We start from the raw sequence: 26,790 nt of genomic DNA, 5'->3' as shown, positions 1-26,790 counted from the left end.
ATGACTCAACTGTCAAACCGCGACGATGCGCACGCTGGCGCCTTCGCCGACGCCCAACGCTTCGGCGGCGGCCACACTCAGCGTAACCGGTTTGCCGGGGACCCAATCGAGCTCCAGCATCACCGCGCGGTAGTCCTGCAACTGACTGTTGGCGACCAGGTACGGACGCCCCCCTTTGACGGCGTCGTCGCTGTGGACCGGGTCGACTTTCACCGGCACCACACGGCTCTGCGCAATGGAGCGGATGCCGGAAGTGCGCGCGTGGAGGGTTGGGCCACCGTCGAAGATGTCGATGTAATGATCGGTTTCGAAGCCTTCGCGCATCAGAATGTCGAAGGTGATCTGCGCACGCGGGTGAACCTGCCCCATGGCCTCCTGCGCTTCATCGGGCAGCAGCGGGACGTAGATCGGGTAATGAGGCATCAGCTCGGCCAGGAATGTCCGGCTTTTCAGCCCGCACAGCCTCTCGGCCTCAGCGTAATTGAGGTCGAAGAAGTTGCGGCCGATGGCGTCCCAGAACGGCGAATCGCCATTTTCATCGCTGTAACCCACGATCTCGGTCACCACCGAGTCGGCAAAACGCTCCGGGTGGGCGGCGACGAACAACAGTCGGGCACGGGAATTGAGTTCGGACCACAGCGTCCCCACCAGCTCCGGCAGCACGTAGAAACTGGTCAACAGGCTGTTACCGGTCAAATCGTGGCATTGGGACAGAACGTGAATCTTGTTGTGAATCTTCAGTTCGCGGGAGGCGTGGACGAAGGTTTCGTTGCGAAAACTGTAAAACGGCTCGGAGTAGCCCGCGGACGCAACAATTCCCGAGCACCCCACCAGACGGTCGGATTCGGTATCTTCGAGCACGAAGAAATAGGTCTCTTCGCCATTGAAGCTCACCTCGGCGGCGAACGACGCTTCGGACGCGGCGATCTTGTCGCTCAACCGACCGGCGTCATCCGGCAGGGACGTGACACCGATCGGGCTGTCCGCGGCAAGCCGCTGGACCTCGCTCAGATCCGCCATTTGCGCGGGGCGCATTACCAGCATGGTGTCACTCCTTGAAAAAAATCAGGGCGATTGCCCGGTACCAGAAAAATAAAATCATTCATGCAGATGCCCGTAGGAGCGCGCTTGGTATGGACCGCATTCGGGCGATCGCGGTGTGTCAGTCGACACGGCCGCGACAGGCGCAAGCGCGTTCCTACAGGTTACGGGGTGGCTGTCACGCCGCTGTCAGCTTCGCCACCGCGCGCTCGAAACGCTCCAGCCCCTCGTTGATGTCCGCCTCTTCGATCACCAGACTCGGCGCGAAACGCACGACATCGGGACCGGCTTGCAAGATCATCACGCCTTCGTGCTCGGCAGCGTTGAAGAAGTCCTTGGCCTTGCCCTTCCAGGCGTCCGTCAGCACACAGCCGATCAACAGACCCATCCCGCGCACTTGGCTGAAGACGCCGTATTGCTGGCCGATCTTTTCCAGACGCGCCTTGAACAGCGCATGCTTGGCCGTGACGCCCTTGAGGACTTCCGGGGTATTGACCACGTCGATGACCGCCTCGCCCACCGCGCAGGCCAGCGGGTTGCCGCCGTAGGTGGTGCCGTGCACGCCGACCGACAGGTGTTGGGCCAGCGCCTCGGTGGTCAGCATCGCGGCCATCGGGAAACCACCGCCGATGCTCTTGGCACTGGAGAGGATGTCCGGGGTGACGCCGTAGTGCTGGTACGCGAACAGGTGGCCGCTGCGGCCCATGCCGCTCTGCACTTCGTCGAAGATCAACAGCGCATTGTGCGCGTCGCACAACTCGCGGGCGCCTTGCAGGTACTCCCGCTCGGCAGGCAGTACACCGCCCTCGCCTTGAATCGGCTCCAGCACCACCGCGCAGGTCTTGTCGCTGATCGCCGCCTTCAATGCTGCGAGATCGTTGTACGGCACATGGGTGATGCCGCTGATTTTCGGACCGAACCCGTCCGAATACTTCGGTTGACCACCGACGCTGACAGTGAACAGCGTGCGGCCATGGAAGCTGTTCAACGCAGCGATGATTTCGTATTTTTCGGTTCCAAACCGATCATGGGCCACGCGGCGGGCCAGCTTGAAAGCCGCCTCGTTGGCTTCCGCACCCGAGTTACAGAAGAACACGCGATCGGCGAACGTCGCGTCGACCAGCTTTTTCGCCAGCCGCAATGCCGGTTCGTTGGTGAATACGTTGGAGACGTGCCACAGCTTGTTGGCTTGTTCGGTCAATGCGCCCACCAGCGCCGGATGAGCGTGGCCCAGCACGTTGACCGCGATGCCGCCGGAGAAATCCACCAGCTCACGGCCCGACTGATCCCACACCCGGGAGCCCTGGCCACGCACAGGAATGAACGCGGCAGGAGCGTAGTTGGGGACCATCACCTGGTCGAAATCGGCACGTTGCACCGGTACTTGCTCAACGGACATCGGAGTCTCCTGAAGAGGAACGCCTGCCTGGAACTGGCGAGCGATGGAAGGATTGTAAGGACTGCTTTCACCCCGGCCTTGCCGCCAAGCGACAACTTCTTATAGCGCAAAACCGGGTTTTTCCGAGGCTTTCGGCAATGCGACAAATTGCGTCGGAAAGGCGCAGTTTAAACGTTGGCGAGTGGTTGTAGCAGCGGTCTGTCGATTTGATTTGCCGGGTTCGAGCAACGGAACTGCCCTTCTCTGCCGGAGCGGGCTTGTGGGTGCTCACGCACTCAAGCAAGCCTGTCGGCCACTGACACAGATTCATCGTGGGCACACTCGCGCCTACAGAGGGTCACCCGCGCGACCAGGGGCCGGGCTCAGCCACGCTCGGCGGGAACGGAGGAGAGTTCGAAGGGGCTGCTGCTGCGTCGCTGATTTCGGTCTTCCCGCGGCGTGGCACCGAAGAAATTACGGTAGGCACTGGAGAAATGCGGACCCGAGGAAAAGCCGCAGGACAAGCCGATCTGGATGATCGACTTACTGGTCTGCATGAGCATCTGACGCGCCTTGTTCAGACGGAGCTCCAAGTAGTACTGGCTCGGCACGCGATTGAGGTACTGCTTGAAGATGCGCTCCAACTGACGGCGGGACACGCACACATGCTGGGCGATTTCGTCGGTGGTCAACGGTTCCTCGATGTTGGCTTCCATCAGCAGCACCGCCTGAGTCAGCTTGGGATGACTGGACCCCAGGCGATTCTGCAGCGGAATGCGCTGACGTTCGCCCCCTTCGCGAATGCGCTCGACCACCAGCTCTTCGGACACCGCACCGGCCAACTCGGCCCCATGGTCGCGCGCGAGCACGGCCAGCATGAGATCCAGCACCGACATGCCGCCACAGGCAGTCATGCGATCCCGGTCCCAGTCGAACAAATGGCTGGTCGCGATCACTTTCGGGAAACGCTCGGCAAAGTCATCCTGCCAGCGCCAGTGCACGGCCGCTCGATAGCCGTCGAGCAGCCCCAATTGCGCCAACGGATACACACCTGCCGACAGACCACCGATCACGCAACCTGCCCGCACCAGTTGTTTGAGCGCGCCGGCCAGCGCAGACGACATCGGCGCGGGCGGCTCGTCGGCAAGCAGGAAAACCTTCTGACAACCTTCCAGCCGCCCGGCCCACGACTCACCCGGCAACTGCCACCCGCTGCCCTGCTCTTCAGGCTCGGCGTGCATGAACGCCAGTTCATAAGCCACTTCGGGGTGCACCCGCTGAGCGACACGCAGGGCCTCCTCTGCCAGCGCCAGAGTCAGGGCTTTGGTGCCGGGCCAGATGAGAAATCCGATTCGATGGGCAGTCATGGCGTGCAATCCGAAACGTGTCACTGTTGGGGGTCGCACGCCAGGCGTGCAATGGGGTTCTGGGTCTGCAATTCGTGTCGGCGGTCGACGCGCAGCATGAACTGTTCCGAGGTAAAACGCACCGTTCGCGACGGCGCGCCTGGCTACTTCAGGCTGCCGGACAGAAACTGCTTGAGGCGTTCGGACTTCGGACTGACCAGCACCTCACGGGGGTCGCCGCATTCTTCGACCAAACCCTTGTGCAGGAAAATCAATTGGTTGGAGACTTCCCGGGCAAACCCCATCTCGTGGGTGACCACGACCATGGTACGGCCTTCTTGAGCCAGGGCTTGCATGACTTTGAGCACATCGCCCACCAGCTCCGGATCCAGCGCCGAGGTCGGCTCATCGAACAACATCACCTCCGGCTCCATGGCCAGCGCCCGGGCAATCGCGACGCGCTGCTGCTCGCCGCCGGACATGTGGCCTGGATAGGCGTCCTTGCGATGAGCGACGCCCACTTTGTTCAGGTAGTGTTCGGCCTTTTCCAACGCTTCTTTTTTCGGCACACCCAGCACATGCACGGGCGCTTCGATGATGTTTTCCAACGCCGTCATGTGCGACCACAGGTTGAAATGCTGAAACACCATCGACAGGCGCGAGCGCATGCGCTGCAATTGCTTGGGGTCCGCTGCCTTGAGGCCGCCTTCTTTGTTCGCGACCAGCTTCAGCTCTTCGTTGTTGAGCAGGATTCGCCCGGATTTGGGCTGCTCCAGCAGGTTGATGCAACGCAGGAACGTGCTCTTGCCCGAGCCGCTGGAGCCGATGATGCTGATCACGTCGCCTGCCTTGGCGGTCAGCGAAACACCTTTGAGGACTTCGTGAGTGCCGTAGCATTTATGCAAGTCCTGGATTTCCAGTTTGTTCATGTTCTCGGTTCTCACAGGTAATCAATCGCTGAGCAGACGGCCGCTGCGCAGCGGAGTACGACCCGCCACCTTCGCCATCCAAAGCCCCGGTTGGGCGTAACGCAACTTTTCGATGGCAAACAGGACGCCGGCCGTCGTGGCGCACATTATGGTCGCCCGATCGGTGAGGGGATCGACCACTTCGAACAACGGCTCGCCCGGCTCGACCCAGACGCCTGCCGGACGCAGAAAGGTCAACACGCCCGGATGAGGTGCGTAGATCATTTCGGTGCCTTCAAAAGGCATGCCCTCACACGCCTCATGGATCGCCTTCGGCCATTCGCCGCCGATCAGACCCTGTTCGGCGAGGAATGCCAGGATTCCCTCGGCGTAGGCGTGGGCTTGCGCCTTGCCCGTATTGGATTGCCCGCCCAGTTCCAGGGTGGTCGACAGGCAGGCCAGAGGAATCTTCGCTTCAGGGAAACGCCGCGCCAGCCGTAGCCAGGGCAACGAACAGGCCTCATCGAACGAGCTGCCGCCCGAATCTTCAGCCAACAACCCGACGCTGACACCCAGATGCGCCGACAACGAGCGCCATTGTGGCCAATGTTGCGGCAGCGCATACATGTGCAGTGCGGCATCGGTGTCGCAGTGCAGGTCCAGAACGATGTCGGCGTCACACGCATGGCGCAGAAGCACCCTCTGCATGCCGGCCAGCTCGCTGCTCGCAGGCGGCAATTGCTCGAGCACATCGACCATGGCGCGGCGAATCAGCTCCACATTGGCGTGGGGATCGTCCCCCAGCTTGCCCGCCAGCTGCTCGGCCACCGGCTCGCTCAGTTCAGTGAAGTCACGGTTGAAATTCTTGCCGCTGCCGTATTCGAAACGCCCCTGATGATTGCCCTGCAGCACTTGCCCCAGACCGATCGGATTGGCCACAGGCACCAGTTCGATCACCCCTTTGAGCAAACCCTGTGACTCCAGGTCCGCGAGGCGTTGTTTCAGCTCCCAGGCCGTGCGCATGCCAGGCAGTTCATCGGCGTGGAGGCTGGCCTGGATGTAAGCCTTGCGCTCGCCCTGACCAAAACGGAACACGCTCACGCTGCGCTGCGTGCCGAGATTGCCCCACGGCAAGTCATGATCGATGCGTTGCATATCAGTGCTTCCTCGGTGCCAGGTAACCGAGCCAGCGGCGCTCAGCCAGTTTGAACAGTTTCACCAGCATGAACGTCAGGGCCAGATAGAACACGCCCGCCGTGATGTAGGCCTCGAACGGCAGGTAGAAACGCGCGTTGATGTCACGCGCCGCGCCCGTGATGTCCATCAGCGTCACGATGGACGCCAGGCTGGTGGTCTGCAGCATCATGATCACCTCGTTGCTGTACTGGGGCAGCGCCCGGCGCAGCGCCGAGGGCAGCAGAATGCGCCGATACATCTTGGCCTTGGACATGCCCATCGCCCGCGCGGCCTCGATTTCCCCCGCAGGCGTGGACTTCAAGCTGCCGGCGATGATTTCCGCGGTGTAGGCACTGGTGTTGATCGCGAAAGCCAGGCAGGCACAAAAGGTCGCACTGGACAGCCACGGCCAGAGGAAGCTCTCTCGGACCGCCTCGAACTGCGCCAGCCCGTAGTAGATGAGGAACAACTGAACCAGCATCGGAGTGCCGCGAATCACGTAGGTGTAGGTCCAGGCCAGCCCGTTGACCCACGCCACTTTCGAGACCCGCATCAGCGCCAATGGCAGCGCCGCCAGCAGGCCGAAAAACAGCGAGAGCGCAAGCAACTTCAGGGTGACCGCCACACCGCTCAAGTACAGCGGCAGGTTTTCCCAGACGACGTTGTAATCGAAAATCATAGCTCTGCCACCCTTACGCCTGCCGAGTAGCGTTTTTCGACCTGACGCAGGATCAACAGCGAGACACTGGTGATCACCAGGTACATGGCCGCAACGGCGAGAAAGAACGTGAACGGCTCGCGGGTCGCGTCGGCAGCCTGCTTGGCCTTGAACATCATGTCTTGCAGACCGACGACGGAAATCAGCGCAGTGGCCTTGGTCAGCACCAACCAGTTGTTGGTAAAACCGGGAATCGCCAGTCGGATCATCTGCGGAACCAGAATACGGAAGAACACGCGTGACTGGCTCATGCCATACGCCATGCCGGCCTCGGCCTGGCCCTTGGGGATGGCCATGAAGGCGCCGCGAAAGGTCTCGGACAGATAGGCACCGAAAATGAAGCCCAGCGTGCCGATACCGGCCATCAGCGGATTCAGGTCGATGTAGTCGTCGTGCCCCAGCAACGGGGCGATGCGATTGAGCAAGTCCTGACCGCCGTAGAAAATCAGCAGAATCAACACCAGATCGGGAATGCCACGAATGACCGTCGAATACACGTCGCCCAGCCAGGCGAGCCAGCGCACTGGCGATAGCCGCAGTGACACGCCGACCAGCCCGAGCACGATGGCCAGCGCCATGGAACAGAGCGCGAGTTGCAGAGTCAGCCATGCCCCGTCAAGGATGACGGCTCCGTAGCCTTTCAACATGTAGTGGGGCCCTCGAGCGCGGGAAAGAAAAATGGCGCAATCAGAAGGATCGAAAACCTGCTGCGTGCGCCATTGGGTGCGGACGTCGACTTACTTGCCGTAGATGTCGAAGTTGAAGTACTTGTCCTGAATCGCCTTGTATTTGCCGTTCTCACGGATCGCCGCGATGGCGGCGTTGAGTTTGTCCAGATTGGCCTTGTCACCCTTGCGTACGGCGATGCCCACGCCGTCGCCAAAGTAGTTGACGTCTGTGAATGCAGGGCCGACGAACGCGTAGCCTTTGCCCGCGTCGGTGTTCAGGAAGCCATCCTGCAACAGCGTCGCATCCGCTACGGTGCCATCCAGACGACCCGCAGCGATGTCCAGGTAGATCTCGTTCTGCGAGCTGTAGGGTTTGACTTCGGCACCCAGTGGCGCCAGCACTTCCTTCGCGAAGCGCTCGTGGATCGAACCGCGCTGCACGCCGATGTTCTTGCCTTTGACTTCGGTCAGGCCGTCGCTGACGACAGTACCCTGCTTCATGACCAGGCGGGCCGGAGTGTTGTAATACTTGTTGGTGAAGTCGACAGACTTCTTGCGATCTTCAGTGATGGACATCGAGGACAGGATCGCGTCGATCTTGCGCACTTTGAGGGCAGGAATGAGGCCGTCGAACTCTTGCTCGACCCAGACACACTTGACCTTCATTTCTTCGCACAAGGCGTTGCCGATGTCGTAGTCGAAGCCAACGATGCTGCCGTCCGGCGCTTTCGAAGCAAATGGAGGATAGGCCGCTTCGATGCCGATCTTCAGAGGCTTCTCATCGGCGAAAACGGGCTGTGCCAGTACGGACAGCGCCAGGGCGCCGAGCAGCATGAGCTTTTTCATTCTTGAAACTCCATCGGTATAACGCGACAAGTGGCAGTGAGCGAAGCGCTCAATGTGCAGAGGAAGCTTTGACATTGCGACGCGAAGCGCCGTCGAGTCTCGAGTTCGACAAGCCTTCGGCGAGTGATCGGCATTTTAGCGGCAGGCGGTAAGTCGATATTTCTTCAATGCGACAACTAGTTACAGAAGCACCGAGAAAGCCAGACAACCTAATTGACAGCCCAAACATTTCATGCATAGGCAATTAGCAGCAAACCCATCAACGAAGCAAATAACGCGCCCATTATTGGCAAAGCCTTCTAATCCGGCAAGTCCAGCGTGTCGAGTGGGTCGATTGGGGCGATGAATTGCACAGCGCTCGGGGTGTTAGGCCCCAAGCACGTGCAACGGGTTACGGCCGTGCCTCACTCGGTAACAAATCGATATATATCCCCTCTTTCGGCCCGTCACCGTCTCCACTGCCAGCCATGACGTCGGGAGTGGCCTGCAGCTTCACCTGGTGAGGCAAGAATGATGCGCAACGATACGCACCTGAAATTCCGCATTTTGTAGGTTAAGAAATCAGGCGGCGTAAGACCTTTCTGAGAATACAAAAAGCACGTCAAATCACGCTTTCAGACCTCGCTGCGCAGCCTCTATCCTCGCCCCTTCTCAACTCAGCAGGGACGTAGTGGTATGGCATTCGATGGATTTATCAAGCTCGATGGCATCGCCGGCGAGTCGATGGATGATCGACACAAAGGCTGGATCGAAATCACCGGGTATAACTTCGGCGTCAATCAGAGCACCTCGGCGACCGCCAGCTCCAACGGCGGAGCAGGTTCGGGACGCGCGACCCTCACGGACTTCAGTTTCAGCAAACGACTGGATACTTCCAGCGCGCGCCTCTTTGAAGCCAAGTGCTCGGGGGAGCACATCAAAGAGTTGACACTGGTTCTCTACCGAGCTGGGGGCGACAAGCTCAAATACTACGAAGTCAGGCTCGAAGAAGTGATCATTTCCGACTTCTCACAAGAGGGTGAAAGCGGCGAGCCGATGGAGCGGGTACAGATCAACTTCGGTCGCATCCATGTCGTGTACACCCAACAGAAACGCAGCGACGGCGCCGCCGCAGGTAACATTTCCGGCGGCTGGGATCGTATCGCCAACAAACGTTTCAGTTGAGAAAACGGATATGGCCAGACCTTACTTCTTCATCAACGACCAGATGCAAACCTACGCCACGTTGAAAAACAGGGTGGGCGGCAATGAAAAATTCGACGTTCTCAATGCGCACCTTCGCAATATCGTGGTCGTGCCCGGTCAATTGGTCATCATGGGCGACCTTTCCACAAGCACGCTGACCGCCGAAGAGATGCAGATGATGGACTATGCCGATAAAGTCCGGCGCCATCTGCTCGCACAGCAGGCCGGGGGTGACGGTCATGTGGTCAAGAATTATGACCTGCTGCAAAACGTCCTGAACTACAGTTCGCTCGGCATCGGCGCTGCCAGCGGCAGTTGGGAAAAACACCTGAGTGAAGTTGCACAAACGCTCAAGGACATCGAACAACTTCACAAGGACTCCCTCAGAAAAGGCACGACAATCGCCCGACAAACATTCATTACACAGCGTCGTGTGCTGTTCTCCAAGCTTGATACGCAGTTGAAAGGTATTGCCCGCTGGGGGACTGGCATGCACAACAAAGGATCGATCAAGAAAATGTTGGGCATATCGACAAAAAGCTACCTGCACACACCAGAAATCCAGGGTTATGCAGCACGTCTGGAAAGTATCGCCAAGGCTTCCAGGTTTCTGAAAGCGGGGACGCCGATTGGGATTGCGCTGAGCGGGCAATCTACCTATCTGGAAATAAAGGAAGCGTGCTCAACCGGACGCGAAGAGACGTGTCGAAAGACAAAGTATATAGAGGGAGCCAAGCTTGTTGGGAGCATTGCAGGAGGGATAGGCGGCGGAAACGTTGGCATGGCCGTTTTGATGCCGATATGCCTGGTGGTTTTCGGAGTCACCACCGGCGGACTGGGTGTTCTCGGATGTGGTATCGCAGCGGGCGCAATAGGCGGTTATGTGGGCGGTGAATCGGGCGGTGCACTTGCGGGAACATTGGCCTAGCTAATCTACGAATGGAAACCCTGATGCCAACGTTGGGAATCATATTGTTGGCTTGGTTTATCTCGATATGGATCAATATCATCGTGATGCTATTGTTTATCAATAGGCATCTTGAATGTCTGGAGAGGAAACTATCGGGATGCCTCTGCGTGGAAGAGCTGAATAAAAGCTTGAAATATGGCGGTTTCATCGGCAAACACATGAGATTCAACATTATCTTCATGATCACCTACATGCCCGGGATCCTCTATCGAAAAGGCCTCATAACATCGGGCGCGAACCTTAAAATTCCACGTCATTTGAAATGGAAAATCTGGGGGCTATATGCATGGCTTTTCGCTAATGTAACGACGATGGCTGTTCTGTACTGGATAATAAAAACAACCAAGTAGGCACGCGGGGGCACCGCAGCTCGCACGACCCTCATCAGAAAAACGCCCCGCCGGCATTCACCGGACGGGGCGTTTTCATTGCAGGAGGGCTATCAGGCGGCCGTCATGGTCTTGTGCGTTTCGACCAGATGCGCCACCACACTCGGGTCAGCCAGCGTCGAGATATCGCCCAACGCGTCGTACTCACCCGTGGCGATCTTGCGCAGGATACGGCGCATGATTTTGCCGGAACGGGTTTTCGGCAGGCCTGGCGCCCACTGAATCACGTCCGGCGAGGCGATCGGGCCGATCTCTTTACGCACCCAGTTGCGCAGTTCGATGCGCAGGGCTTCGTCGGGCACCTCGCCACCGTTCAGGGTGACGTAGACATAGATGCCCTGCCCTTTGAGATCGTGGGGCACACCCACTACAGCGGCCTCGGCGACTTTCGGGTGCGCGACCATCGCGCTCTCGATCTCGGCAGTACCCATGCGGTGGCCGGAGACGTTGAGCACGTCGTCGACACGGCCCGTGATCCAGTAGTAGCCGTCCTCATCGCGACGCGCACCGTCGCCGGTGAAATACATGCCGCGGAAGGTCTTGAAGTAGGTGTCGACGAAACGGTCGTGATCACCGTACAGGCTCCGTGACTGCCCCGGCCACGAGTCGAGGATCACCAGATTACCTTCAGCGGCGCCTTCGATCAGGTTGCCAAGGTTATCCACAAGGGCCGGAATCACCCCGAAGAACGGCTTGGTCGCAGAACCCGGCTTGAGCGCAGTGGCGCCGGGAAGTGGGCTGATCAACACACCGCCGGTTTCGGTCTGCCACCAGGTGTCGACGATCGGGCAGTTCTGCTTGCCAACCGTGTTGTAGTACCAGTTCCAGGCCTCGGGGTTGATGGGTTCGCCGACCGAACCGAGCAGACGCAGGCTGGAGCCATCGGCACCTTCGACCGCCTTGGTGCCTTCGGCCATCATGGCGCGGATGGCAGTCGGCGCGGTGTACAGAATGTTGACCTTGTGCTTGTCGATGATTTTCGACATGCGAGTGATGTCCGGGTAATTCGGAATGCCTTCGAACAGCAGCGTAGTGGCGCCGTTGGCCAACGGCCCATAGACGATGTAGCTGTGGCCGGTGACCCAGCCGACGTCGGCGGTGCACCAGTAGATTTCCCCCGGCTTGTAGTCGAACACGCGCTCATGGGTCAGCGCGGCATACAGCAGGTAACCGGCGGTGGTGTGCAGAACGCCTTTCGGTTTACCGGTGGAACCGGAGGTGTACAGGATGAACAGCGATTCTTCAGCGCCCATTTCCTTTGGGGCACACGTGGACGATGCCACTTCCAGCAGCGCGTGATACCAGATATCGCGATGGCGGTTCCATTCGATATCGCCGCCCGTGCGCTTGCACACGATGACTTTCTGCACACTGCTGGTTTCGGGGTTGGTCAGCGCTCGGTCGACATTGGCTTTGAGTGCAGTCTTCTTGCCGCCGCGCAGGCCTTCGTCGGCCGTGATGACCACTTTAGAGCGGCAGTCGATGATCCGCCCGGCCAGCGCCTCGGGTGAAAACCCGCCGAACACCACGGAGTGGATCGCGCCGATGCGGGCACAGGCCAGCATCGCCACAACGGCCTCGGGAATCATCGGCATATAGATCGTGACCACGTCACCGCGGTGCACATCCTGGCCACGCAGGGCGTTGGCGAACTTGCAGACTTCTTCGTGCAGTTCACGGTAGGTGATGTTGCGGCTCTCGGAGGGGTCGTCCCCTTCCCAGATGATCGCGACCTGATCGCCGCGCTCGGCCAGATGGCGGTCGAGGCAATTGTAGGAAACGTTCAGCGTGCCGTCGGCGAACCACTTGATGTCGACACGATGGTCATCGAAGGAGGTCTGTTTGACGTGGGTGAAAGGCTTGATCCAGTCCAGGCGCTGGGCCTGCTCGCGCCAGAAGCCATCGGGGTTGACCACCGACTGCTGGTACATGGCCTTGTAGGTCGCCTCGTCTGTCAGCGTATTGGCTGCCACTTCAGGGCGAACGGGGTACAGGGAAGCCGCACTCATCTTTCTTACCTCGGTGGAAATGTTGTTTTTGTATGGACCCGTTGTATCCGCCGATGGCTCAGGAAGCCATTCGACGATGGTCTTACCGGCCTTCAGCATAACGCTGAAAAGCGCTAAAGGCCCCGCCTTTCGGCGAATCCTGCCGCTTGAACTACGACCAAGGAACGAGAACCGAACGCCTTACTCCGTCATTTCGACGATTGTTACCGAAATGCATAACAGTCTTTATCAAAATGGTTTCTATATAACCGCCCGGGAGAGGCATAAACTTCATTCCGCCAACACGGCAAACGATTGACAACTAACGCCCCCCACTCCGGCTTGTCGATCGACTCACCCAACCTGGTAACAACTGACTTCACACAGAACCCCACAAGGGTTTTGCGCACCCTGCCGAACAGAATTCCGGTTCGACCGAGTTGACGAAGCAACTGAGAGGAAATATGTAATGAAAGCTGCACTGGTGGTAATGGCTCTTTGTGGTTTCAGTGCCATGGCAATGGCAGAAGAATCGGGCGCGAAGGTGGCTGCCCAACAGCAACGCATCGAGCACTACACTTACGCGAGCCATCCGGACATCGCCAAGGTCATTTCGGTGGACAATACGCCTAACGTGTGTGCCGTCGTACCGCAGCACATGACCTATGAAGACTCCCGCGGTCAGCGTCACATAATGGAGTACATGGTGATGGGCAACGGGTGCAGCAACGGCTGACCGCCCTGACGCGACATCGCATGTGGCAGTACGGTCTGACGGCGGCAGCGTTCTTGCAACGCCACCGCCGGCCCGCCGTGAAATCATTCGCGCTTCAGTGACAGGTAAATAACGAAGCCTCTTTTATTTATTCCCAACTTCATACTGTTTCAACTTATTAGCTATTGTCGTGTGGGAAACGCCTAATCGTTTTCCTAATAAACGGCTGCTAGGGTATTGGCCATACAACTGACCAAGAACTGACTTCTCGAAACGCCCGACAATGGCTTCCAGATCGCCCTCCAACGAAAAGTCGTTCAATGGCGAGCGCGCGCCGTAATCTGGCAGACGGATATGCTCGGCCTTCACCTGGCCGCCTTCGCACAGTGAAACGGCCTGGAACAACGCATTTTCCAACTGACGAATGTTACCCGGCCAATGGTATTGCTCCATCCGCCGCATCGCGTCGACCGCGATACGGGGCAGCGGGCAGCCGATCTGCCGGCTCGCCTGGTCGAGGAAATGCTGCACCAGAGGCTCGAGACCGTCCAGGCACTCCCGCAACGGCGGAATGTGCAGGGACAGTACGTTCAGCCGATGATACAAATCCTGGCGGAATTCCCCCCGCGCGCACGATTCGGACAGGTCCACCTGCGTCGCGCAGATGATTCGCACATCCAGGAAGACTTCTTCATCGCTTCCAACACGGCGAAAACAGCCCTCTTGCAGGTAGCGAAGCAATTTGGCCTGTAGCCGCGGACTCATTTCGCCGACGCCGTCCAAAAACAGGGTGCCGCCCGCCGTCAGTTCCAACAGCCCCAATTTTCCCTCCGCCCGCGCACCGTCGAAAGCACCAGGCCCGTACCCGAACAGTTCGGTTTCGGCCATCGACTCGGATAACCCGGCGCAGTTGAGCACCATGATCGGCGCCTGGCCACGCGGGCTCGCCAAGTGGCAGGCCCGCGCCAGCAATTCCTTGCCGGTTCCGGTTTCCCCTTCTATCAACAACGGCGCATCCAGAGGCGCCATGCGTCGTGCTTCGCGGACCACCGCTGCCATGGGTTTCGAACTCTGGAAGATGCTGTCGAAACCCCGCAGTTCTTGCTTGCGTACCTGGTAGATATGCTCCCCGACGCGATCCGCGCGGTGCAACGTCAACACGGCTCCGGCCATGGCTTCGCTGTCTTCGTGCTCGGACTGCAAGGGTGCGATATCAGCGAGAAAGATGTCGCCCTTGACCTTGACTCGCAAGCCATTGGTCCGCGAACGATTCGCTCGCACCAGTTGAGGCAGATCGAAGTCCTCGGTGTAGCGCGACAGGGGAATACCCGGCACCTCGTCGACACGCACCCCCAGCAACTGCGCCGCTGCCCGATTGGCCGCCACGATCGAGCCTGCCATGTCGATGGACAGAACCGGAAACTCCAACGCCCCCAGCAACGCATTCAGCTCCATATGCCGACGCTCGCTAGGAATCAGGCCTACCCGCTTGACGCCAAATACCCCGGGAATCGTTTCGAACTTCGGCACCAACGCCTTGAATTGCAGGTTGATCAGGTTCGGGCAGCGCAGATAAATCGCATCCCCATGCTCCCCCCCAACTTCTCCGCCAGACACGTTTACGCCATAAGCGACGAGAAGATCGAGGATGTCGCGAAGAATGCCGACGCGGTTTTGGCAGTGCACTTTGATCCGCATGGAAAGTCACTCGGGTGGAGGTGTCGAGAAGATTTGAGCCGGGTGCCAAATCGTCGTCAAGTTTACGTTACAGGACAGGGCGAAAACGGGCGCTCGCTACCCGCGATTCCAAAAGCCGACACTTCTTGCGTCAGGAATTCTTTACAGTGACCCTGGTGTTTTCCGCGTCCGATGACCCCAACCTCATCCGGAATCGCCGGAAAAGACGCTATCTATAGCGACAAGCGGGCCATCGGCCCACGTTTGCTCCAGATAACAATTAAACCTACAGGAGAGCAGCATGAGCACGCAGTATGTCGCCCGTGAACCGGACGCCAGCGGCTTCATCGACTACCCCGAGGCCGATCACCGGGTGTGGAATACCTTGATCACCCGCCAGATGAAAGTAGTGGAAGAACGAGCTTGTCAGGACTACCTGGACGGCATCGAGCAGTTGAAATTGCCCCATGATCGAATCCCGCAACTGCGCGAGATCAACCATGTGCTGGACAAGGCCACGGGGTGGCAGGTCGCCCGTGTTCCGGCGCTGATTCCTTTCCAGACGTTTTTCGAGCTGCTGGCCGACAAGCGTTTTCCTGTGGCGACGTTCATCCGTACCGAGCAAGAGCTGGACTACCTGCAAGAGCCTGACATCTTCCATGAAGTCTTCGGACACTGCCCGCTGTTGACCAACCCCTGGTTCGCCGAATTTACTCACATGTACGGCAAGCTCGGTCTGGCAGCCACGAAAGAGCAACGCGTGTATCTTGCCCGTCTGTACTGGATGACCATCGAGTTCGGGCTGGTGGACACCGCTCACGGCCGCCGGATCTACGGTGGCGGCATCCTGTCTTCGCCGAAGGAAACCGTGTACAGCCTGTCGGCGGAACCGGCGCACCAGGCGTTCGACCCGGTGGAAGCCATGCGCACGCCCTACCGCATCGACATCCTGCAGCCGCTCTACTTCGTGCTGCCTGACCTCAAGCGCCTGTTCGATCTGGCCCATGCCGACATCATGGAGATGGTCCGAACCGCCATGCAGGCCGGGCTTCATGCACCCCGCTTCGCGCCGAAAAATCCGGCCTCCGAACCCGTTACTGTCTGAACAAGGATTGCAATCATGACCACGCTGAGCCAACACCACTGTGAAGCCTGCCGCGCCGACGCACCGCAGGTCAGCGAAGCCGAACTCCCGACGCTGCTGCGCCAGATTCCGGACTGGAACATCGAAGTCCGGGACGGCGTGATGCAGCTGGAAAAGGCCTGGCTGTTCAAGAATTTCAAATTTGCGCTGGCGTTTACCAACGCGGTCGGCGAAATTGCCGAGGCCGAAGGTCATCACCCAGGCATTCTGACCGAGTGGGGTAAAGTGACCGTGACCTGGTGGAGCCATTCCATCAAAGGGTTGCACCGCAACGATTTCATCATGGCCGCCCGCACTGACGAGGTGGCCAAGAGCGCCGAGGGCCGTAAGTAAATGCATTTCTCACAGATTCAGCGTGTACCCGATGATCCGATCTTGGGCCTGATCCAGGCGTATGCCAAGGATCCGAACCCGAACAAGTTCGATCTGGGCGTCGGTGTGTACAAGGATGCGCAGGGGCTGACCACCATCCCCCGGGCCGTCAAGCTGGCCGAGCAGCGCCTCGTGGACGCCCAGCCGACCAAGACGTACATCGGCGGTCATGGCGAGCCGCGGTTCGGTACGCTGATCTGTGAACTGGTCATGGGTGCTGACTCTCCGCTGATCCGGCATCAGCGCGTCGGCGCCACGCAAACTCCTGGCGGCACCGGCGCCCTGCGCCTGTCCGCCGATTTCATCGCCAACTGCCTGCCGGGCAAGGGCATCTGGCTGAGCGACCCGACCTGGCCGATCCACGAGACCATCTACGCCGCAGCCGGCTTGCACGTCAGCCATTACCCCTACGTGGGGAGCGACAACAGGCTCAACGTACCGGCCATGCTCGACACCCTGGACAGGATTCCGGAAGGCGATGTCGTCCTGCTCCACGCCTGTTGCCACAACCCCACCGGTTTCGATCTGAGTCACGATGACTGGCATGAAGTGTTGAAAATCGTCAAACGCCGCAATTTGCTGCCACTGATCGACTTTGCCTACCAGGGCTTCGGCGAAGGGCTGGACGAAGATGCCTGGGCCGTGCGCCTGTTCGCCGCCGAATTACCGGAGCTGCTGATCACCAGTTCCTGCTCGAAGAACTTCGGCCTGTACCGTGAACGCACGGGCGCATTGCTGGTGTGTGCCGACAGCAGTGAGAAATTGGCCGATGTCCGCAGCCAACTTTCCGCCACCGCCCGCAACCTGTGGTCCAATCCACCGGATCATGGCGCCGCAGTCGTGGCCGAGATTCTGGGTGATCCGCAGCTCAAGTCGCTCTGGGCGGACGAAGTGGAAGCCATGCGCAGCCGTATCGCGCAATTGCGTCAGGGGCTGGTCGAGGCCCTGACCCCCCTGGGGCTCGGCGAACGCTTTGCACACATCGGCGTGCAACGGGGCATGTTCTCCTACACCGGCATGAACGACGACCAAGTGGCTCGGCTGCGCAAAGAACACAGCGTGTACATGGTCGCCGCCGGTCGGGCCAATGTCGCCGGCATCGATGCCAGCCGCCTGGACGCGCTGGCGGCAGCGTTCGCGGCGGTGTGCAGGGACTGAATCGCCGGGGCAAGGCCTTGGTCGATGGCGGGTTGTGCGCCAAGACGCCCACTACATGACCAACGGCCATGCTGAACGTCTGTTTGTCATCAGTTGTGCTGTATCCTCCGGTGGCGTTTTATGGACGCGCTGCCGGCCCGGCAGCTCAGGGAGGTTCGCTGAATGGGGTAACCTGCACCTTCAGCGGACTGAACCAAGCAACTTGTGAGGAGCGACAGACGATGCACGAAATCCCGAACTTCCCCTTCCCAAGCCAAACCCAACAAAGCGCAGCAGCCCGTCGTGAACTCGGTCAGCCGATCGAGCGGGAGGCGGGTGTAAAAAAGAGTGAAAGCAAAAAAGCCCAAGGCCAACGCTGAAGGCTGACGCTCAGCCCCTATGCAAGAGCGTCTCGCAGGCGTACTTCCATAAGGGCTGACAGGCTTCGAGAACGGACCATGACCGAATTTACCGACACCCAGGCACAAACACTGATCGGCACCACCGAGAAAATGATCGAGATCTGGAGCCGCTTACCCCCAGAAAAACAACAGGCCCTGCTGGCTCGCTTCGGCACCCTGGAAAATGCCCTGGCTGCCTTGGTCACGACACAGCTTCTGGCGCCCGCCGCTAAATGATCCGAAGCGTCTGACCCCACGCGATCCAATTTCCATTCACATCAGGTTCAACCTTCGACTGCCACGAACGGGAAAGCCTCGTTATCATGTGGCATCGCTTGCCGTTCAAGCGTCTACGCTTCATTCAGTTCGACCCCTCGCCCCTCCTTTCCAGCCGTAATCGTGGATTGTTGCTCATGCCAGACGCTTCAAGCGCCGCACCCCAACGCCCTATCGCCGTCACACTGCAGGTCGTTTCCATCGTCCTTTTCACCTTCATCGGTTATTTGAACATCGGGATTCCACTGGCCGTTCTGCCGGGGTATGTGCACACCGACCTGGGCTTCGGCGCAGTCACCGCGGGGCTGGTCATCAGCGTGCAGTACCTCGCCACGCTGCTCAGCCGCCCTCAGGCCGGCAAGATCATCGACAACAAGGGGCCCAAAAAGGCCGTGATCATCGGGCTGTTTGGTTGTGGTCTGAGCGGGGTGTTCATGCTGCTCGCGGGCTGGCTCGATGCCTGGCCAATGGTCAGCCTGGTGTGCCTGTTCGTCGGTCGTCTGGTGTTGGGCAGCGCGGAAAGCCTGGTCGGTTCCGGCTCGATAGGCTGGGGCATCGGCCGGGTCGGGGCCGGGAACACCGCGAAGGTGATTTCCTGGAACGGCATCGCCAGCTACGGCGCGCTGGCGATCGGCGCTCCTCTGGGCGTGTTGCTGGTCCAATCCCTCGGCCTGTGGTCGATGGGGGTGAGCATCATACTCCTGGCGGCGCTGGGCATCTCGCTGGCCTGGAAAAAGACACCGGCCCCGATCGTCCACGGGGAACGGATGCCCTTTCTCCATGTGCTTGGCCGCGTGCTGCCCCACGGTACGGGGCTGGCCCTGGGGTCAATCGGGTTCGGCACCATCGCGACCTTCATCACCTTGTATTACGCCAGCCACGCCTGGCCGAATGCGGTGCTGTGCCTGAGCCTGTTCGGCGCCTGCTTCATCTGTGCACGGCTGCTGTTCGGCAACATGATCAACCGAATCGGTGGCTTTCGTGTGGCCATTGCCTGCCTGTCCGTCGAAGCGCTGGGATTGCTGCTGCTGTGGTTGGCTCCCAATCCAAACCTGGCGCTGGCCGGGGCAGCACTGACCGGCTTTGGTTTCTCGCTGGTGTTTCCGGCGCTGGGGGTCGAGGCGGTCAACCTGGTACCCGCTTCGAGCCGTGGCGCCGCCGTGGGTGCGTACTCCCTGTTCATCGACCTTTCACTGGGTATCACCGGCCCTCTGGCCGGCGCAGTGGCGTCAGGCTTTGGCTTTTCCTCGATATTCCTGTTCGCGGCGCTGGCGTCACTGGGCGGACTGGGATTGAGCATCTACCTGTACAAACAGGCGAAGGTGATGCGAGAAACGGCTACGGGTTTGTGAGGAACTGAACCTGCCGCCGATCAAGGGCCAAGAGCGGCCCGCGACAGCTCGTCAAAAGTCGACCTTCCCCCGCCCTGCCTTGATCGATCCGCGTTTGGACTTTGCTTCCAGCCGACGGGTTTTCGACCCCAGCGTCGGCTTTGTCGGTCGGCGCTTCTTCTCGACCTTCGCCGAACTGACGATCAACTCGGTCAGCCGCTCCAACGCGTCCGCGCGATTCTGTTCTTGCGTTCGGTATTGCTGAGCTTTGATGACAATCACACCATCACTGGTAATGCGGCTGTCGCGCAAAGCGAGCAGCCGCTCCTTATAGAACGGCGGCAGGGACGATGCGTTGATATCGAAACGCAGATGCACCGCGCTCGAGACCTTATTGACGTTCTGCCCGCCAGCGCCCTGAGCGCGGATTGCGGTCAGTTCCACTTCGTGGTCAGGCAGGTGGACGTTGTTGGAAATGATCAACATGGGGTTGCCCGTATCGAGACGTCATATCAGGGCCTTCACCGCTCGGTGAGGAGGGTTTCACTGGCGGGGAGTCAGCGTCGGCAGAACGGTCGCTTCAGCCGACGCTTTACGCAGGAGTGAATGCGCACCGGGCCATCGGCGCGCCCCCCCACACTACTTGATAATCGAGTTGCGTTGCGCCATCGATTGGCTTTCGGCATGACGCCGGATCTTGACGATGTAGAACAGCCCCATCGCGACCAGCCAGACCGGGATCGCGTAGACCGAAATGCGGATGCCGGGAATCATCAGCATGATCACCAGAATCATCACCACGAAGGCCAGGCACACGTAATTGCCGAACGGATACCAGAGCGACCTGAACGTTGGCTGGCGGTCCTTGCTGATGAGGTACTGACGAAACTTGAGGTGCGAGATGCTGATCATGGCCCAGTTGATCACCAGCGTCGCAACCACCAGAGACATCAGCAACTGCAGCGCGTCCTGCGGAATCAGGTAGTTCAGCAGCACCGCAATCAGCGTGACGGCCGCCGAGACCAAGATGGCCCGCACGGGTACCCCACGCTCATCCACCCTCGCCAGCGATTGCGGCGCATCGCCCTGCTCAGCCATGCCGAACAGCATCCGCGCATTGCAATACGTGCCGCTGTTGTACACCGACAGCGCGGCGGTCAGCACCACGAAGTTGAGAATGTGAGCCGCCGTCGTACTGCCAAGCATGGAGAACACATGCACGAACGGGCTGCCGCTGTAGGCATCGCCCGATGCATTGAGGTCAGTGAGCAGAGCATCCCAGGGAGTCAACGACAACAACACCCCAAGCGAACCGATGTAGAAGATCAGGATGCGGTAGATCACCTGATTGATGGCTTTGGGAATGACGGTTTTCGGTTGATCGGCTTCGGCAGCGGTGAAGCCCAGCATCTCAAGGCCGCCAAACGAGAACATGATGAAAGCCAGCGCCATGACCAGCCCGCTGACGCCATTGGGAAAAAACCCGCCGCGATCCCAGAGGTTACTGACCGAGGCCTGCGGGCCACCGTTGCCGCTGACCAGCAGGTAGCTGCCCAGAGCGATCATGCCCAGAATGGCCAGGACCTTGATGATCGCAAACCAGAATTCGGTCTCGCCGAACACTTTGACGTTGGCCAGGTTGATGACGTTGATCATCACGAAAAACACCGCGGCCGAGGCCCAGGTAGGGACTTCCGGCCACCAGTACTGGACGTATTTGCCGACGGCAGTCAATTCCGACATGCCCACCAGAATGTACAGCACCCAGCAGTTCCAGCCGGACAGAAAGCCGGCGAAGCCACCCCAGTACTTGTGCGCAAAATGGCTGAAAGACCCGGCGACCGGCTCTTCGACGATCATTTCGCCCAGTTGGCGCATGATCATGAAGGCAACGAAACCGCACAGGGCATAGCCCAGAATCATCGACGGGCCGGCCGATTTGAGAACCCCGGCAGATCCCAGGAAAAGCCCGGTGCCTATAGCACCACCGAGGGCAATCAGCTGGATATGGCGGTTTTTGAGGCCGCGCTTCAAGTCACCCGAATGGGACATGTGTTCACTCATTTCAGTGTCACCTTATTGTTCTTGTCTGTGACGGAATCGAACCCGACGCGCTTATGGCGCAGCGGAATGGAAACGAGGTGGGTAACCCCGAATGGATGGCGCGCAGGCGCCCATGGATCACAGAAAAAACGCGCGGCATTGTACACCCCAAACCAGACGGTGCCGAACCGATGTCCACCCTACGTGGGCGTAGGAGGATGTCCCCCAAAAAAAAGCCAGTCACAGGGACTGGCGTTTTTTTAGCTCAAACCTGCATCATTCAGGCTTGCGGCGACCATTGGGAGCACCGCGGCGCTTGCTCGCAGGCGCTTTGTCGTCGCTCAGCTTGATGCCGGGACGCGTCGCTTTCGGCTTGGTTGGCCGCTTGGCCACCTCGCTCGGCCGCTCCGCCACTGGCGTCGCGCGGCCGCCGGTACGACCTTCCACCGCTGGGCGCGGCGTACGCGCGGGGCGCCCGCTGTCGGCTGGGCTGCGTGCAGGACGCTCTGCTTCGGACGACGACGCATCACGCGCCGGACGCAACTGACGCACCCGCTCGTTCTTGCTCAGCGGGCGGGAGTGTTGCCGCTGCAAGCGCTCCAGACGGTCTTTGGCCTTGGCGTTCATCTGCGGCATCGCAACAGGTTTGAGGCCGACCTCGGCGCTGAGGATGTCGACTTCCTGCTGGCTCATTTCGCGCCAGCGCCCCATTGGCAGGTCGGAATTGAGGAATACCGGACCGAAACGCACGCGTTTCAGCCGGCTGACCACCAGACCCTGGGATTCCCACAGACGCCGCACCTCACGGTTACGGCCTTCCATCACCACGCAGTGGTACCAATGGTTGAAACCCTCGCCACCCGGCGCTTGTTGAATATCGGTGAAACGCGCCGGACCGTCTTCGAGGATCACGCCGTTCTTCAGGCGCAACAGCATGTCGTCATCGACCTCGCCGCGCACGCGCACAGCGTATTCACGGTCCATTTCGAACGACGGATGCATCAGGCGGTTTGCCAGTTCACCATCGGTGGTGAACATCAGAAGACCGGTGGTATTGATGTCCAGGCGACCGATGTTGATCCAGCGGCCTTCTTTCGGGCGCGGCAGGCGGTCGAACACGGTTGGACGGCCTTCCGGGTCGTCGCGGGTGCAGATTTCGCCATCCGGCTTGTTGTAGATGATCACGCGACGGACCGTTTCGGCCCCTTCCTCACGCTTGATCACTCGGCCATCGACCGTGATCGCATCGTGCAGGTCGACGCGCTGGCCCAGGGTGGCCGCGACGCCATTGACCTTGATCCGGCCTTCGCCGATCCAGGCTTCGACATCACGACGCGACCCTACGCCGATCCGCGCCAGCACTTTCTGCAGTTTCTCGCCTGCGGGGCGGATCTCGGTTTCTTGCTTGTCTTGTTCACTCATCTGGGCACCTCCCGGTGTGTCGAATCAGGGTCATGCGCGAGCGGGCATGGCCTGTTGCCCGACTCTGAAGGCCAGAGCGTGGGCTGAAACTGAAATGTCTTGGCGAGTGAGGTTCGCCAAAAGGCCGCGAATCATACGCCCCTGGCGCACGTCGCGCATCAGAGACTAGATGAAAATATCCGCCTTATTTCTTTTTCCGCCGACCGGCGGCCTTTTTCAAGTCTTTCAGGCGCGCTGCCGACGCCGCCAGCACGGCGCGTTTTTCGTCCTTGTCCATTTTCTTCCAGGACTTGATCTCCCGCTTGCTGCGCCCGCAGCCGCGGCAGATGTCGTCATCGAATTTGCAAATGCTGATGCAGGGATCTTTCGTGCTCACGTGAGAGACCTGGTGAATTGTTTCGCTGCGCTGAAGGGGGCTTCCGCCAGTACTCGACGGCCCGGGAGTCGAGGCAAACGCTCTCGCAGCCCACGCCGTCAGCGTGGATCTTGGTCGTCTGGCGGCGCATCTTCCAATTCAGAGACTTTATCGGCCTCATCGGGCAATAGGTCATCGAAGTCGGTTTTAAGACCCTGCTCCATGGTGTCCAGTTCGGCGAGCAGGCTGCGGAAGCTGGTTTCGTCCCGAGGCGGTTCCGGCTCGGCTTCGCCCTCTTCGGCCAACGCGGCGTCCGCCATGGCTTGCAGATGGTCGGGCACCGGCGCGTCGTCGAACTCCAGCACGGGCTCGGCCTCCATCTCACGCAAGTCGGCCAAGGGTGGCAATTGCTCCAGGCTCTTGAGGTTGAAATGATCAAGGAATGCCTTGGTGGTGGCGAACATCGCCGGTTTGCCCGGCACGTCACGGTAGCCGACGATCCTGATCCACTCGCGTTCCATCAACGTCTTGACGATGTTGCTGTTGACCGCCACACCCCGTACATCCTCGATCTCTCCCCGTGTGATCGGTTGGCGATAGGCGATCAGCGCCATGGTTTCCAGCAGCGCGCGCGAGTAGCGTTGCGGTCGTTCTTCCCAAAGGCGCCCCACCCAAGGCGCGAATTTCTCGCGAATCTGCAGGCGATAACCGGACGCCACTTCCATCAGCTCGAACGCGCGGTTATCACAGGATTTGCCCAACAATGTGAGGGCCTTCTTGAACACCGCCGGTTCCGGGCGTTCGCCTTCTTCGAACAGCTCGTAGAGCCGCTCGAGCGATTGCGGTTTGCCGGACGCCAACAGGAAGGCTTCAAGCAGAGGGGCGAGTTCACGGGGGTCGTTGAGGTTCATCAATTCGCTCTTGCTTATTACTCGGCTCGCGCCCGTACATGAATGACAGCGAACGGCTCGTTCTGCACCAGCTCGACCAGTTGCTCCTTGACCAGTTCCAACACCGCCATGAACGTCACGACGACACCCAGTCGCCCCTCCTCTGCCGTGAACAACTCGGCAAAGGGGACGAAACCCGCGCCTTTCAACCGTTCAAGCACGTCGCTCATACGCTCGCGGGTGGACAACGCTTCCCGGCTCACCTGATGGCTTTCGAACATGTCGCCGCGGCGCAACACCTCGGCCATGGACATGAGCAGCTCTTCCAGCGCGACATCCGGCAACAGCTTGCGCGCCCGCGCCTGCGGCGCATCGAGCTTGGGCACCACCACTTCGCGGCCGACACGAGGCAATTCATCGATAGCCTCGGCGGCCGCCTTGAAGCGCTCGTACTCCTGCAAGCGGCGAATCAGTTCGGCACGCGGGTCGTCCTCTTCCTCTTCGGCGGTTTCCGAGCGCGGGAGCAACATTCGCGATTTGATTTCGGCGAGCATGGCCGCCATCACCAGGTACTCGGCCGCCAGCTCTAGACGCACCGTTTTCATCAACTCGACGTAGCCCATGTACTGGCGTGTGATCTCCGCGACCGGGATATCGAGGATGTCGATGTTCTGCTTGCGAATCAGGTACAGCAGCAGATCGAGCGGCCCTTCGAAGGCCTCAAGAAACACTTCCAGCGCATCGGGTGGGATATACAGGTCGACCGGCATTTGCGTGACGGCCTGCCCATAGACCACGGCGAATGGGAGTTCCTGCTGGGCGCCCGCCTGGGGGTCCAGTGCTTGAGCCTCCGTCACTCGACAGCGACCCCGAAAGGCGTTGGATCACCACAGCCGACGCGGACGACTTGCGGCTCACCTTCGGACAGGTTGACCACCGTGGACGCCGAAACGCCACCGTGCCCGGCGTCGATGATCAGGTCGACCTGATGCTCGAGCAATTCGCGCATCTCGTAGGGATCGCTCATCGGCAAGTCTTCCCCCGGCATGATCAGGCTCACGCTCATCAGCGGCTCGCCCAGTTCCTGCAGCAACGCCTGCGCGACGGGATGACGCGGGACCCGCAAGCCAATGGTGCGACGTTTCGGGTGAAGCACCAGGCGCGGGACTTCCCGCGTGGCATTGAGGATGAAGGTGTACGGCCCCGGCGTATGCGCCTTGAGTTCCCGAAATGCGGCCGTGTCGACCTTCGCGAACAGCCCCAATTGCGAAAGGTCGCAGCACATGAGGGTGAAATTGTGTTTATCGTCCAGCTGCCGCAGACGACGAATACGCTCGACAGCGTTTTTGTCACCCATCTGACAACCCAGCGCATAGGACGAATCGGTCGGGTACACCACCAGGCCACCGCGCTTGATGATGTCCACGGCCTGTTTGATCAGGCGCGCCTGCGGGTTCTCCGGATGGACCTGGAAAAATTGACTCACGGTAGTTTCCTGTTCAGACGGCAGTGGACGGGTCATGTGTGAATCGCCGCCATAACAACGGCAGATCCTCCGGCAATGGACGGTAGACGCCTATTTCGGACCAGGCGCCGGGGGCGTGGAAGTCGCTTCCCGCGGTCACCAGCAGGCCGAATTCCCGAGCCAGGATGGCCAGGCTGCCCACCTGATCGGCGGGCTGCAAGCCGTTCACCACTTCGATTGCCTGGCCCCCAGCCTGCAGGAAATCCGCAACCAGCTTGCGACGTTTGCTGCGAGTAAAATCATAGTGCCATGGATGGGCAAGGCTGACCCAGGCGTTGGCCGCTCGCAAGGTGGCGACCGTGTCTTCGAGCGTCGGCCAGTGCTGCTTCACATCGCCCAGCTTGCCTGCACCCAGCCATTTGCGAAAGGCCTCGGCGCGATCCTTGACGAAGCCTTCATTGACCAGAAAATCGGCGAAGTGAGGTCGGGCGGGTGCGTTTCCGCTGTCCCCAAGGGCTCTCTGAACGGCGCGCGCGCCTTCCAGCGCACCAGGCATACCTTTCATCGCCAATTTGCGGCCGATTTCCTCGGCCCGCAGCCAGCGTCCACTGTGCAATTGCTCAATGGCTTCCCGCAATGGCGGGGCATCGACATCAAAGCCGTAACCCAGAATGTGGATGGTGGCGCCGCCCCAGGTGCAGGACAGCTCGATGCCGTTGATCAGTTGCATGTCCAATGCATGCGCCGCGGTGCGGGCCTCTTCGAGGCCTTCGATGGTGTCGTGATCGGTCAGCGCGAGCACTCTGACACCGTGCTCGAAGGCGCGGGCGACCAGCGCCGAAGGCGCAAGCGCGCCGTCGGAGGCGGTGCTGTGACAGTGCAGGTCGACATTCATAGGGGCGCTTTCGCAGTCATTGATGTTTGTTATTATGCCGTCACATCCAGCTTC

Annotated in this window: 27 protein-coding genes; 9 read left to right on the top strand and 18 right to left on the bottom strand. The window is 59.9% G+C overall.

The window, feature by feature from the left end:
* Positions 1–12: 12 nt before the first annotated feature.
* The 8 genes from aruF to N5D61_RS23380 form a co-directional block, all read right to left on the bottom strand.
* The gene (gene aruF, locus N5D61_RS23415; protein WP_108240353.1) at positions 13–1,044 is read right to left on the bottom strand and encodes an arginine/ornithine succinyltransferase subunit alpha; all 1,032 of its coding nucleotides are present in this window, start codon (positions 1,042–1,044) and stop codon (positions 13–15) included.
* Positions 1,045–1,219: 175 nt separating this feature from the next.
* Entirely contained in the window at positions 1,220–2,440 is a 1,221-nt protein-coding gene (locus N5D61_RS23410; RefSeq protein ID WP_108240352.1) for an aspartate aminotransferase family protein, read from the bottom strand.
* A 362-nt stretch (positions 2,441–2,802) separates the two neighbouring features.
* Entirely contained in the window at positions 2,803–3,786 is a 984-nt protein-coding gene (gene argR / locus N5D61_RS23405; RefSeq protein ID WP_279894361.1) for a transcriptional regulator ArgR, read from the bottom strand.
* A 143-nt stretch (positions 3,787–3,929) separates the two neighbouring features.
* The gene (locus N5D61_RS23400) at positions 3,930–4,694 is read right to left on the bottom strand and encodes an ATP-binding cassette domain-containing protein (protein WP_279894360.1); all 765 of its coding nucleotides are present in this window, start codon (positions 4,692–4,694) and stop codon (positions 3,930–3,932) included.
* Between the two features lie 21 nt (positions 4,695–4,715).
* A complete protein-coding gene (locus N5D61_RS23395; RefSeq protein ID WP_279894359.1) occupies positions 4,716–5,828 on the bottom strand; it encodes a M14 family metallopeptidase in 1,113 nt (370 codons plus the stop codon).
* Position 5,829: 1 nt separating this feature from the next.
* Positions 5,830–6,528: an ABC transporter permease gene (locus N5D61_RS23390; RefSeq protein WP_279894358.1), complete on the bottom strand. Its 699-nt coding sequence runs from the start codon at positions 6,526–6,528 to the stop codon at positions 5,830–5,832.
* Positions 6,525–7,214: an ABC transporter permease gene (locus N5D61_RS23385; protein ID WP_108240347.1), complete on the bottom strand. Its 690-nt coding sequence runs from the start codon at positions 7,212–7,214 to the stop codon at positions 6,525–6,527. Before N5D61_RS23385 ends, N5D61_RS23390 begins: the two co-directional genes overlap by 4 nt.
* Before the next feature lie 90 nt (positions 7,215–7,304).
* Positions 7,305–8,081 carry an ABC transporter substrate-binding protein gene (locus N5D61_RS23380; protein ID WP_279894357.1) on the bottom strand — a complete coding sequence of 259 codons (777 nt, stop codon included), beginning with the start codon at positions 8,079–8,081 and terminating at the stop codon, positions 7,305–7,307.
* Between the two features lie 675 nt (positions 8,082–8,756).
* Here N5D61_RS23380 and N5D61_RS23375 point away from each other — a divergent pair.
* Complete coding sequence (locus N5D61_RS23375; protein WP_279894356.1) at positions 8,757–9,245, top strand: type VI secretion system tube protein Hcp; 489 nt, start codon at positions 8,757–8,759, stop codon at positions 9,243–9,245.
* A gap of 10 nt (positions 9,246–9,255) precedes the next feature.
* Complete coding sequence (locus N5D61_RS23370; RefSeq protein ID WP_279894355.1) at positions 9,256–10,194, top strand: hypothetical protein; 939 nt, start codon at positions 9,256–9,258, stop codon at positions 10,192–10,194.
* Positions 10,195–10,678: 484 nt separating this feature from the next.
* Here the strand turns inward: N5D61_RS23370 and acs are convergent, their stop codons facing one another.
* Complete coding sequence (gene acs, locus N5D61_RS23365) at positions 10,679–12,634, bottom strand: acetate--CoA ligase (RefSeq protein ID WP_108240356.1); 1,956 nt, start codon at positions 12,632–12,634, stop codon at positions 10,679–10,681.
* 448 nt (positions 12,635–13,082) lie between these two features.
* On the opposite strand from acs, the gene N5D61_RS23360 reads away from it, so the two are divergent.
* Positions 13,083–13,349 carry a DUF2790 domain-containing protein gene (locus N5D61_RS23360; RefSeq protein ID WP_108240342.1) on the top strand — a complete coding sequence of 89 codons (267 nt, stop codon included), beginning with the start codon at positions 13,083–13,085 and terminating at the stop codon, positions 13,347–13,349.
* Between the two features lie 123 nt (positions 13,350–13,472).
* On the opposite strand, the gene N5D61_RS23355 is transcribed toward N5D61_RS23360, so the two are convergent.
* Positions 13,473–15,026 (bottom strand): sigma-54-dependent transcriptional regulator, encoded by a 1,554-nt coding sequence (locus tag N5D61_RS23355; protein WP_279894354.1) that lies wholly within the window; start codon positions 15,024–15,026, stop codon positions 13,473–13,475.
* Positions 15,027–15,306: 280 nt separating this feature from the next.
* On the opposite strand from N5D61_RS23355, the gene phhA reads away from it, so the two are divergent.
* The 6 genes from phhA to N5D61_RS23325 all read left to right on the top strand — a co-directional run bounded on the left by phhA (position 15,307) and on the right by N5D61_RS23325 (position 19,687).
* Entirely contained in the window at positions 15,307–16,110 is an 804-nt protein-coding gene (gene phhA, locus N5D61_RS23350; protein WP_279894353.1) for a phenylalanine 4-monooxygenase, read from the top strand.
* A gap of 15 nt (positions 16,111–16,125) precedes the next feature.
* A complete protein-coding gene (locus tag N5D61_RS23345; protein WP_108240339.1) occupies positions 16,126–16,482 on the top strand; it encodes a 4a-hydroxytetrahydrobiopterin dehydratase in 357 nt (118 codons plus the stop codon).
* Positions 16,483–17,679, top strand: a complete 1,197-nt coding sequence (locus tag N5D61_RS23340) for an aspartate/tyrosine/aromatic aminotransferase (protein WP_279894352.1) — start codon at positions 16,483–16,485, stop codon at positions 17,677–17,679.
* A 68-nt stretch (positions 17,680–17,747) separates the two neighbouring features.
* Complete coding sequence (locus tag N5D61_RS23335) at positions 17,748–18,038, top strand: hypothetical protein (protein WP_146749630.1); 291 nt, start codon at positions 17,748–17,750, stop codon at positions 18,036–18,038.
* Positions 18,039–18,116: 78 nt separating this feature from the next.
* Positions 18,117–18,296 carry a hypothetical protein gene (locus N5D61_RS23330; RefSeq protein WP_108240337.1) on the top strand — a complete coding sequence of 60 codons (180 nt, stop codon included), beginning with the start codon at positions 18,117–18,119 and terminating at the stop codon, positions 18,294–18,296.
* 176 nt (positions 18,297–18,472) lie between these two features.
* A complete protein-coding gene (locus tag N5D61_RS23325; protein ID WP_279894351.1) occupies positions 18,473–19,687 on the top strand; it encodes an MFS transporter in 1,215 nt (404 codons plus the stop codon).
* A gap of 51 nt (positions 19,688–19,738) precedes the next feature.
* Here the strand turns inward: N5D61_RS23325 and arfB are convergent, their stop codons facing one another.
* The 8 genes from arfB to N5D61_RS23285 form a co-directional block, all read right to left on the bottom strand.
* Positions 19,739–20,152, bottom strand: coding sequence for an alternative ribosome rescue aminoacyl-tRNA hydrolase ArfB (gene arfB, locus N5D61_RS23320; RefSeq protein WP_279894350.1), 414 nt, complete (start codon positions 20,150–20,152; stop codon positions 19,739–19,741).
* 153 nt (positions 20,153–20,305) lie between these two features.
* Positions 20,306–21,730: an amino acid permease gene (locus N5D61_RS23315; protein WP_108240334.1), complete on the bottom strand. Its 1,425-nt coding sequence runs from the start codon at positions 21,728–21,730 to the stop codon at positions 20,306–20,308.
* A gap of 255 nt (positions 21,731–21,985) precedes the next feature.
* Complete coding sequence (gene rluB / locus N5D61_RS23310) at positions 21,986–23,131, bottom strand: 23S rRNA pseudouridine(2605) synthase RluB (RefSeq protein WP_108240333.1); 1,146 nt, start codon at positions 23,129–23,131, stop codon at positions 21,986–21,988.
* 184 nt (positions 23,132–23,315) lie between these two features.
* The gene (locus N5D61_RS23305) at positions 23,316–23,507 is read right to left on the bottom strand and encodes a DUF1289 domain-containing protein (RefSeq protein ID WP_279894349.1); all 192 of its coding nucleotides are present in this window, start codon (positions 23,505–23,507) and stop codon (positions 23,316–23,318) included.
* A gap of 98 nt (positions 23,508–23,605) precedes the next feature.
* Positions 23,606–24,397 (bottom strand): SMC-Scp complex subunit ScpB, encoded by a 792-nt coding sequence (gene scpB / locus N5D61_RS23300; RefSeq protein WP_279894348.1) that lies wholly within the window; start codon positions 24,395–24,397, stop codon positions 23,606–23,608.
* Between the two features lie 17 nt (positions 24,398–24,414).
* Positions 24,415–25,113, bottom strand: coding sequence for a ScpA family protein (locus N5D61_RS23295; RefSeq protein ID WP_177411051.1), 699 nt, complete (start codon positions 25,111–25,113; stop codon positions 24,415–24,417).
* A 116-nt stretch (positions 25,114–25,229) separates the two neighbouring features.
* Positions 25,230–25,862: an L-threonylcarbamoyladenylate synthase gene (locus tag N5D61_RS23290; RefSeq protein ID WP_108240329.1), complete on the bottom strand. Its 633-nt coding sequence runs from the start codon at positions 25,860–25,862 to the stop codon at positions 25,230–25,232.
* A gap of 13 nt (positions 25,863–25,875) precedes the next feature.
* Positions 25,876–26,736 (bottom strand): PHP domain-containing protein, encoded by an 861-nt coding sequence (locus N5D61_RS23285; protein WP_279894347.1) that lies wholly within the window; start codon positions 26,734–26,736, stop codon positions 25,876–25,878.
* Positions 26,737–26,790 lie beyond the last annotated feature (54 nt).

It is taken from the genome of Pseudomonas sp. GD03842 (assembly GCF_029841165.1).
Taxonomy (GTDB): Bacteria; Pseudomonadota; Gammaproteobacteria; order Pseudomonadales; family Pseudomonadaceae; genus Aquipseudomonas.
The sequence above is the reverse complement of the archived record's forward strand: the minus strand, read 5'-3'. Positions and strand labels throughout refer to the sequence as shown.

Bases quoted from the DNA above. Each gene is read 5' to 3' on its own strand.
- N5D61_RS23325 (WP_279894351.1), top strand. From the start codon at position 18,473: ATGCCAGACGCTTCAAGCGCCGCACCCCAACGCCCTATCGCCGTCACA.
- argR (WP_279894361.1), bottom strand. From the start codon at position 3,786: ATGACTGCCCATCGAATCGGATTTCTCATCTGGCCCGGCACCAAAGCC.
- N5D61_RS23395 (WP_279894359.1), bottom strand. From the start codon at position 5,828: ATGCAACGCATCGATCATGACTTGCCGTGGGGCAATCTCGGCACGCAG.
- N5D61_RS23390 (WP_279894358.1), bottom strand. From the start codon at position 6,528: ATGATTTTCGATTACAACGTCGTCTGGGAAAACCTGCCGCTGTACTTG.
- acs (WP_108240356.1), bottom strand. From the start codon at position 12,634: ATGAGTGCGGCTTCCCTGTACCCCGTTCGCCCTGAAGTGGCAGCCAAT.
- N5D61_RS23375 (WP_279894356.1), top strand. From the start codon at position 8,757: ATGGCATTCGATGGATTTATCAAGCTCGATGGCATCGCCGGCGAGTCG.
- N5D61_RS23380 (WP_279894357.1), bottom strand. From the start codon at position 8,081: ATGAAAAAGCTCATGCTGCTCGGCGCCCTGGCGCTGTCCGTACTGGCA.
- phhA (WP_279894353.1), top strand. From the start codon at position 15,307: ATGAGCACGCAGTATGTCGCCCGTGAACCGGACGCCAGCGGCTTCATC.
- N5D61_RS23345 (WP_108240339.1), top strand. From the start codon at position 16,126: ATGACCACGCTGAGCCAACACCACTGTGAAGCCTGCCGCGCCGACGCA.
- N5D61_RS23285 (WP_279894347.1), bottom strand. From the start codon at position 26,736: ATGAATGTCGACCTGCACTGTCACAGCACCGCCTCCGACGGCGCGCTT.
- rluB (WP_108240333.1), bottom strand. From the start codon at position 23,131: ATGAGTGAACAAGACAAGCAAGAAACCGAGATCCGCCCCGCAGGCGAG.
- arfB (WP_279894350.1), bottom strand. From the start codon at position 20,152: ATGTTGATCATTTCCAACAACGTCCACCTGCCTGACCACGAAGTGGAA.
- scpB (WP_279894348.1), bottom strand. From the start codon at position 24,397: ATGAACCTCAACGACCCCCGTGAACTCGCCCCTCTGCTTGAAGCCTTC.
- N5D61_RS23360 (WP_108240342.1), top strand. From the start codon at position 13,083: ATGAAAGCTGCACTGGTGGTAATGGCTCTTTGTGGTTTCAGTGCCATG.
- N5D61_RS23315 (WP_108240334.1), bottom strand. From the start codon at position 21,730: ATGAGTGAACACATGTCCCATTCGGGTGACTTGAAGCGCGGCCTCAAA.
- N5D61_RS23340 (WP_279894352.1), top strand. From the start codon at position 16,483: ATGCATTTCTCACAGATTCAGCGTGTACCCGATGATCCGATCTTGGGC.
- N5D61_RS23330 (WP_108240337.1), top strand. From the start codon at position 18,117: ATGACCGAATTTACCGACACCCAGGCACAAACACTGATCGGCACCACC.
- N5D61_RS23410 (WP_108240352.1), bottom strand. From the start codon at position 2,440: ATGTCCGTTGAGCAAGTACCGGTGCAACGTGCCGATTTCGACCAGGTG.
- N5D61_RS23355 (WP_279894354.1), bottom strand. From the start codon at position 15,026: ATGCGGATCAAAGTGCACTGCCAAAACCGCGTCGGCATTCTTCGCGAC.
- N5D61_RS23335 (WP_146749630.1), top strand. From the start codon at position 17,748: ATGCTGAACGTCTGTTTGTCATCAGTTGTGCTGTATCCTCCGGTGGCG.
- aruF (WP_108240353.1), bottom strand. From the start codon at position 1,044: ATGCTGGTAATGCGCCCCGCGCAAATGGCGGATCTGAGCGAGGTCCAG.
- N5D61_RS23385 (WP_108240347.1), bottom strand. From the start codon at position 7,214: ATGTTGAAAGGCTACGGAGCCGTCATCCTTGACGGGGCATGGCTGACT.
- N5D61_RS23370 (WP_279894355.1), top strand. From the start codon at position 9,256: ATGGCCAGACCTTACTTCTTCATCAACGACCAGATGCAAACCTACGCC.
- N5D61_RS23400 (WP_279894360.1), bottom strand. From the start codon at position 4,694: ATGAACAAACTGGAAATCCAGGACTTGCATAAATGCTACGGCACTCAC.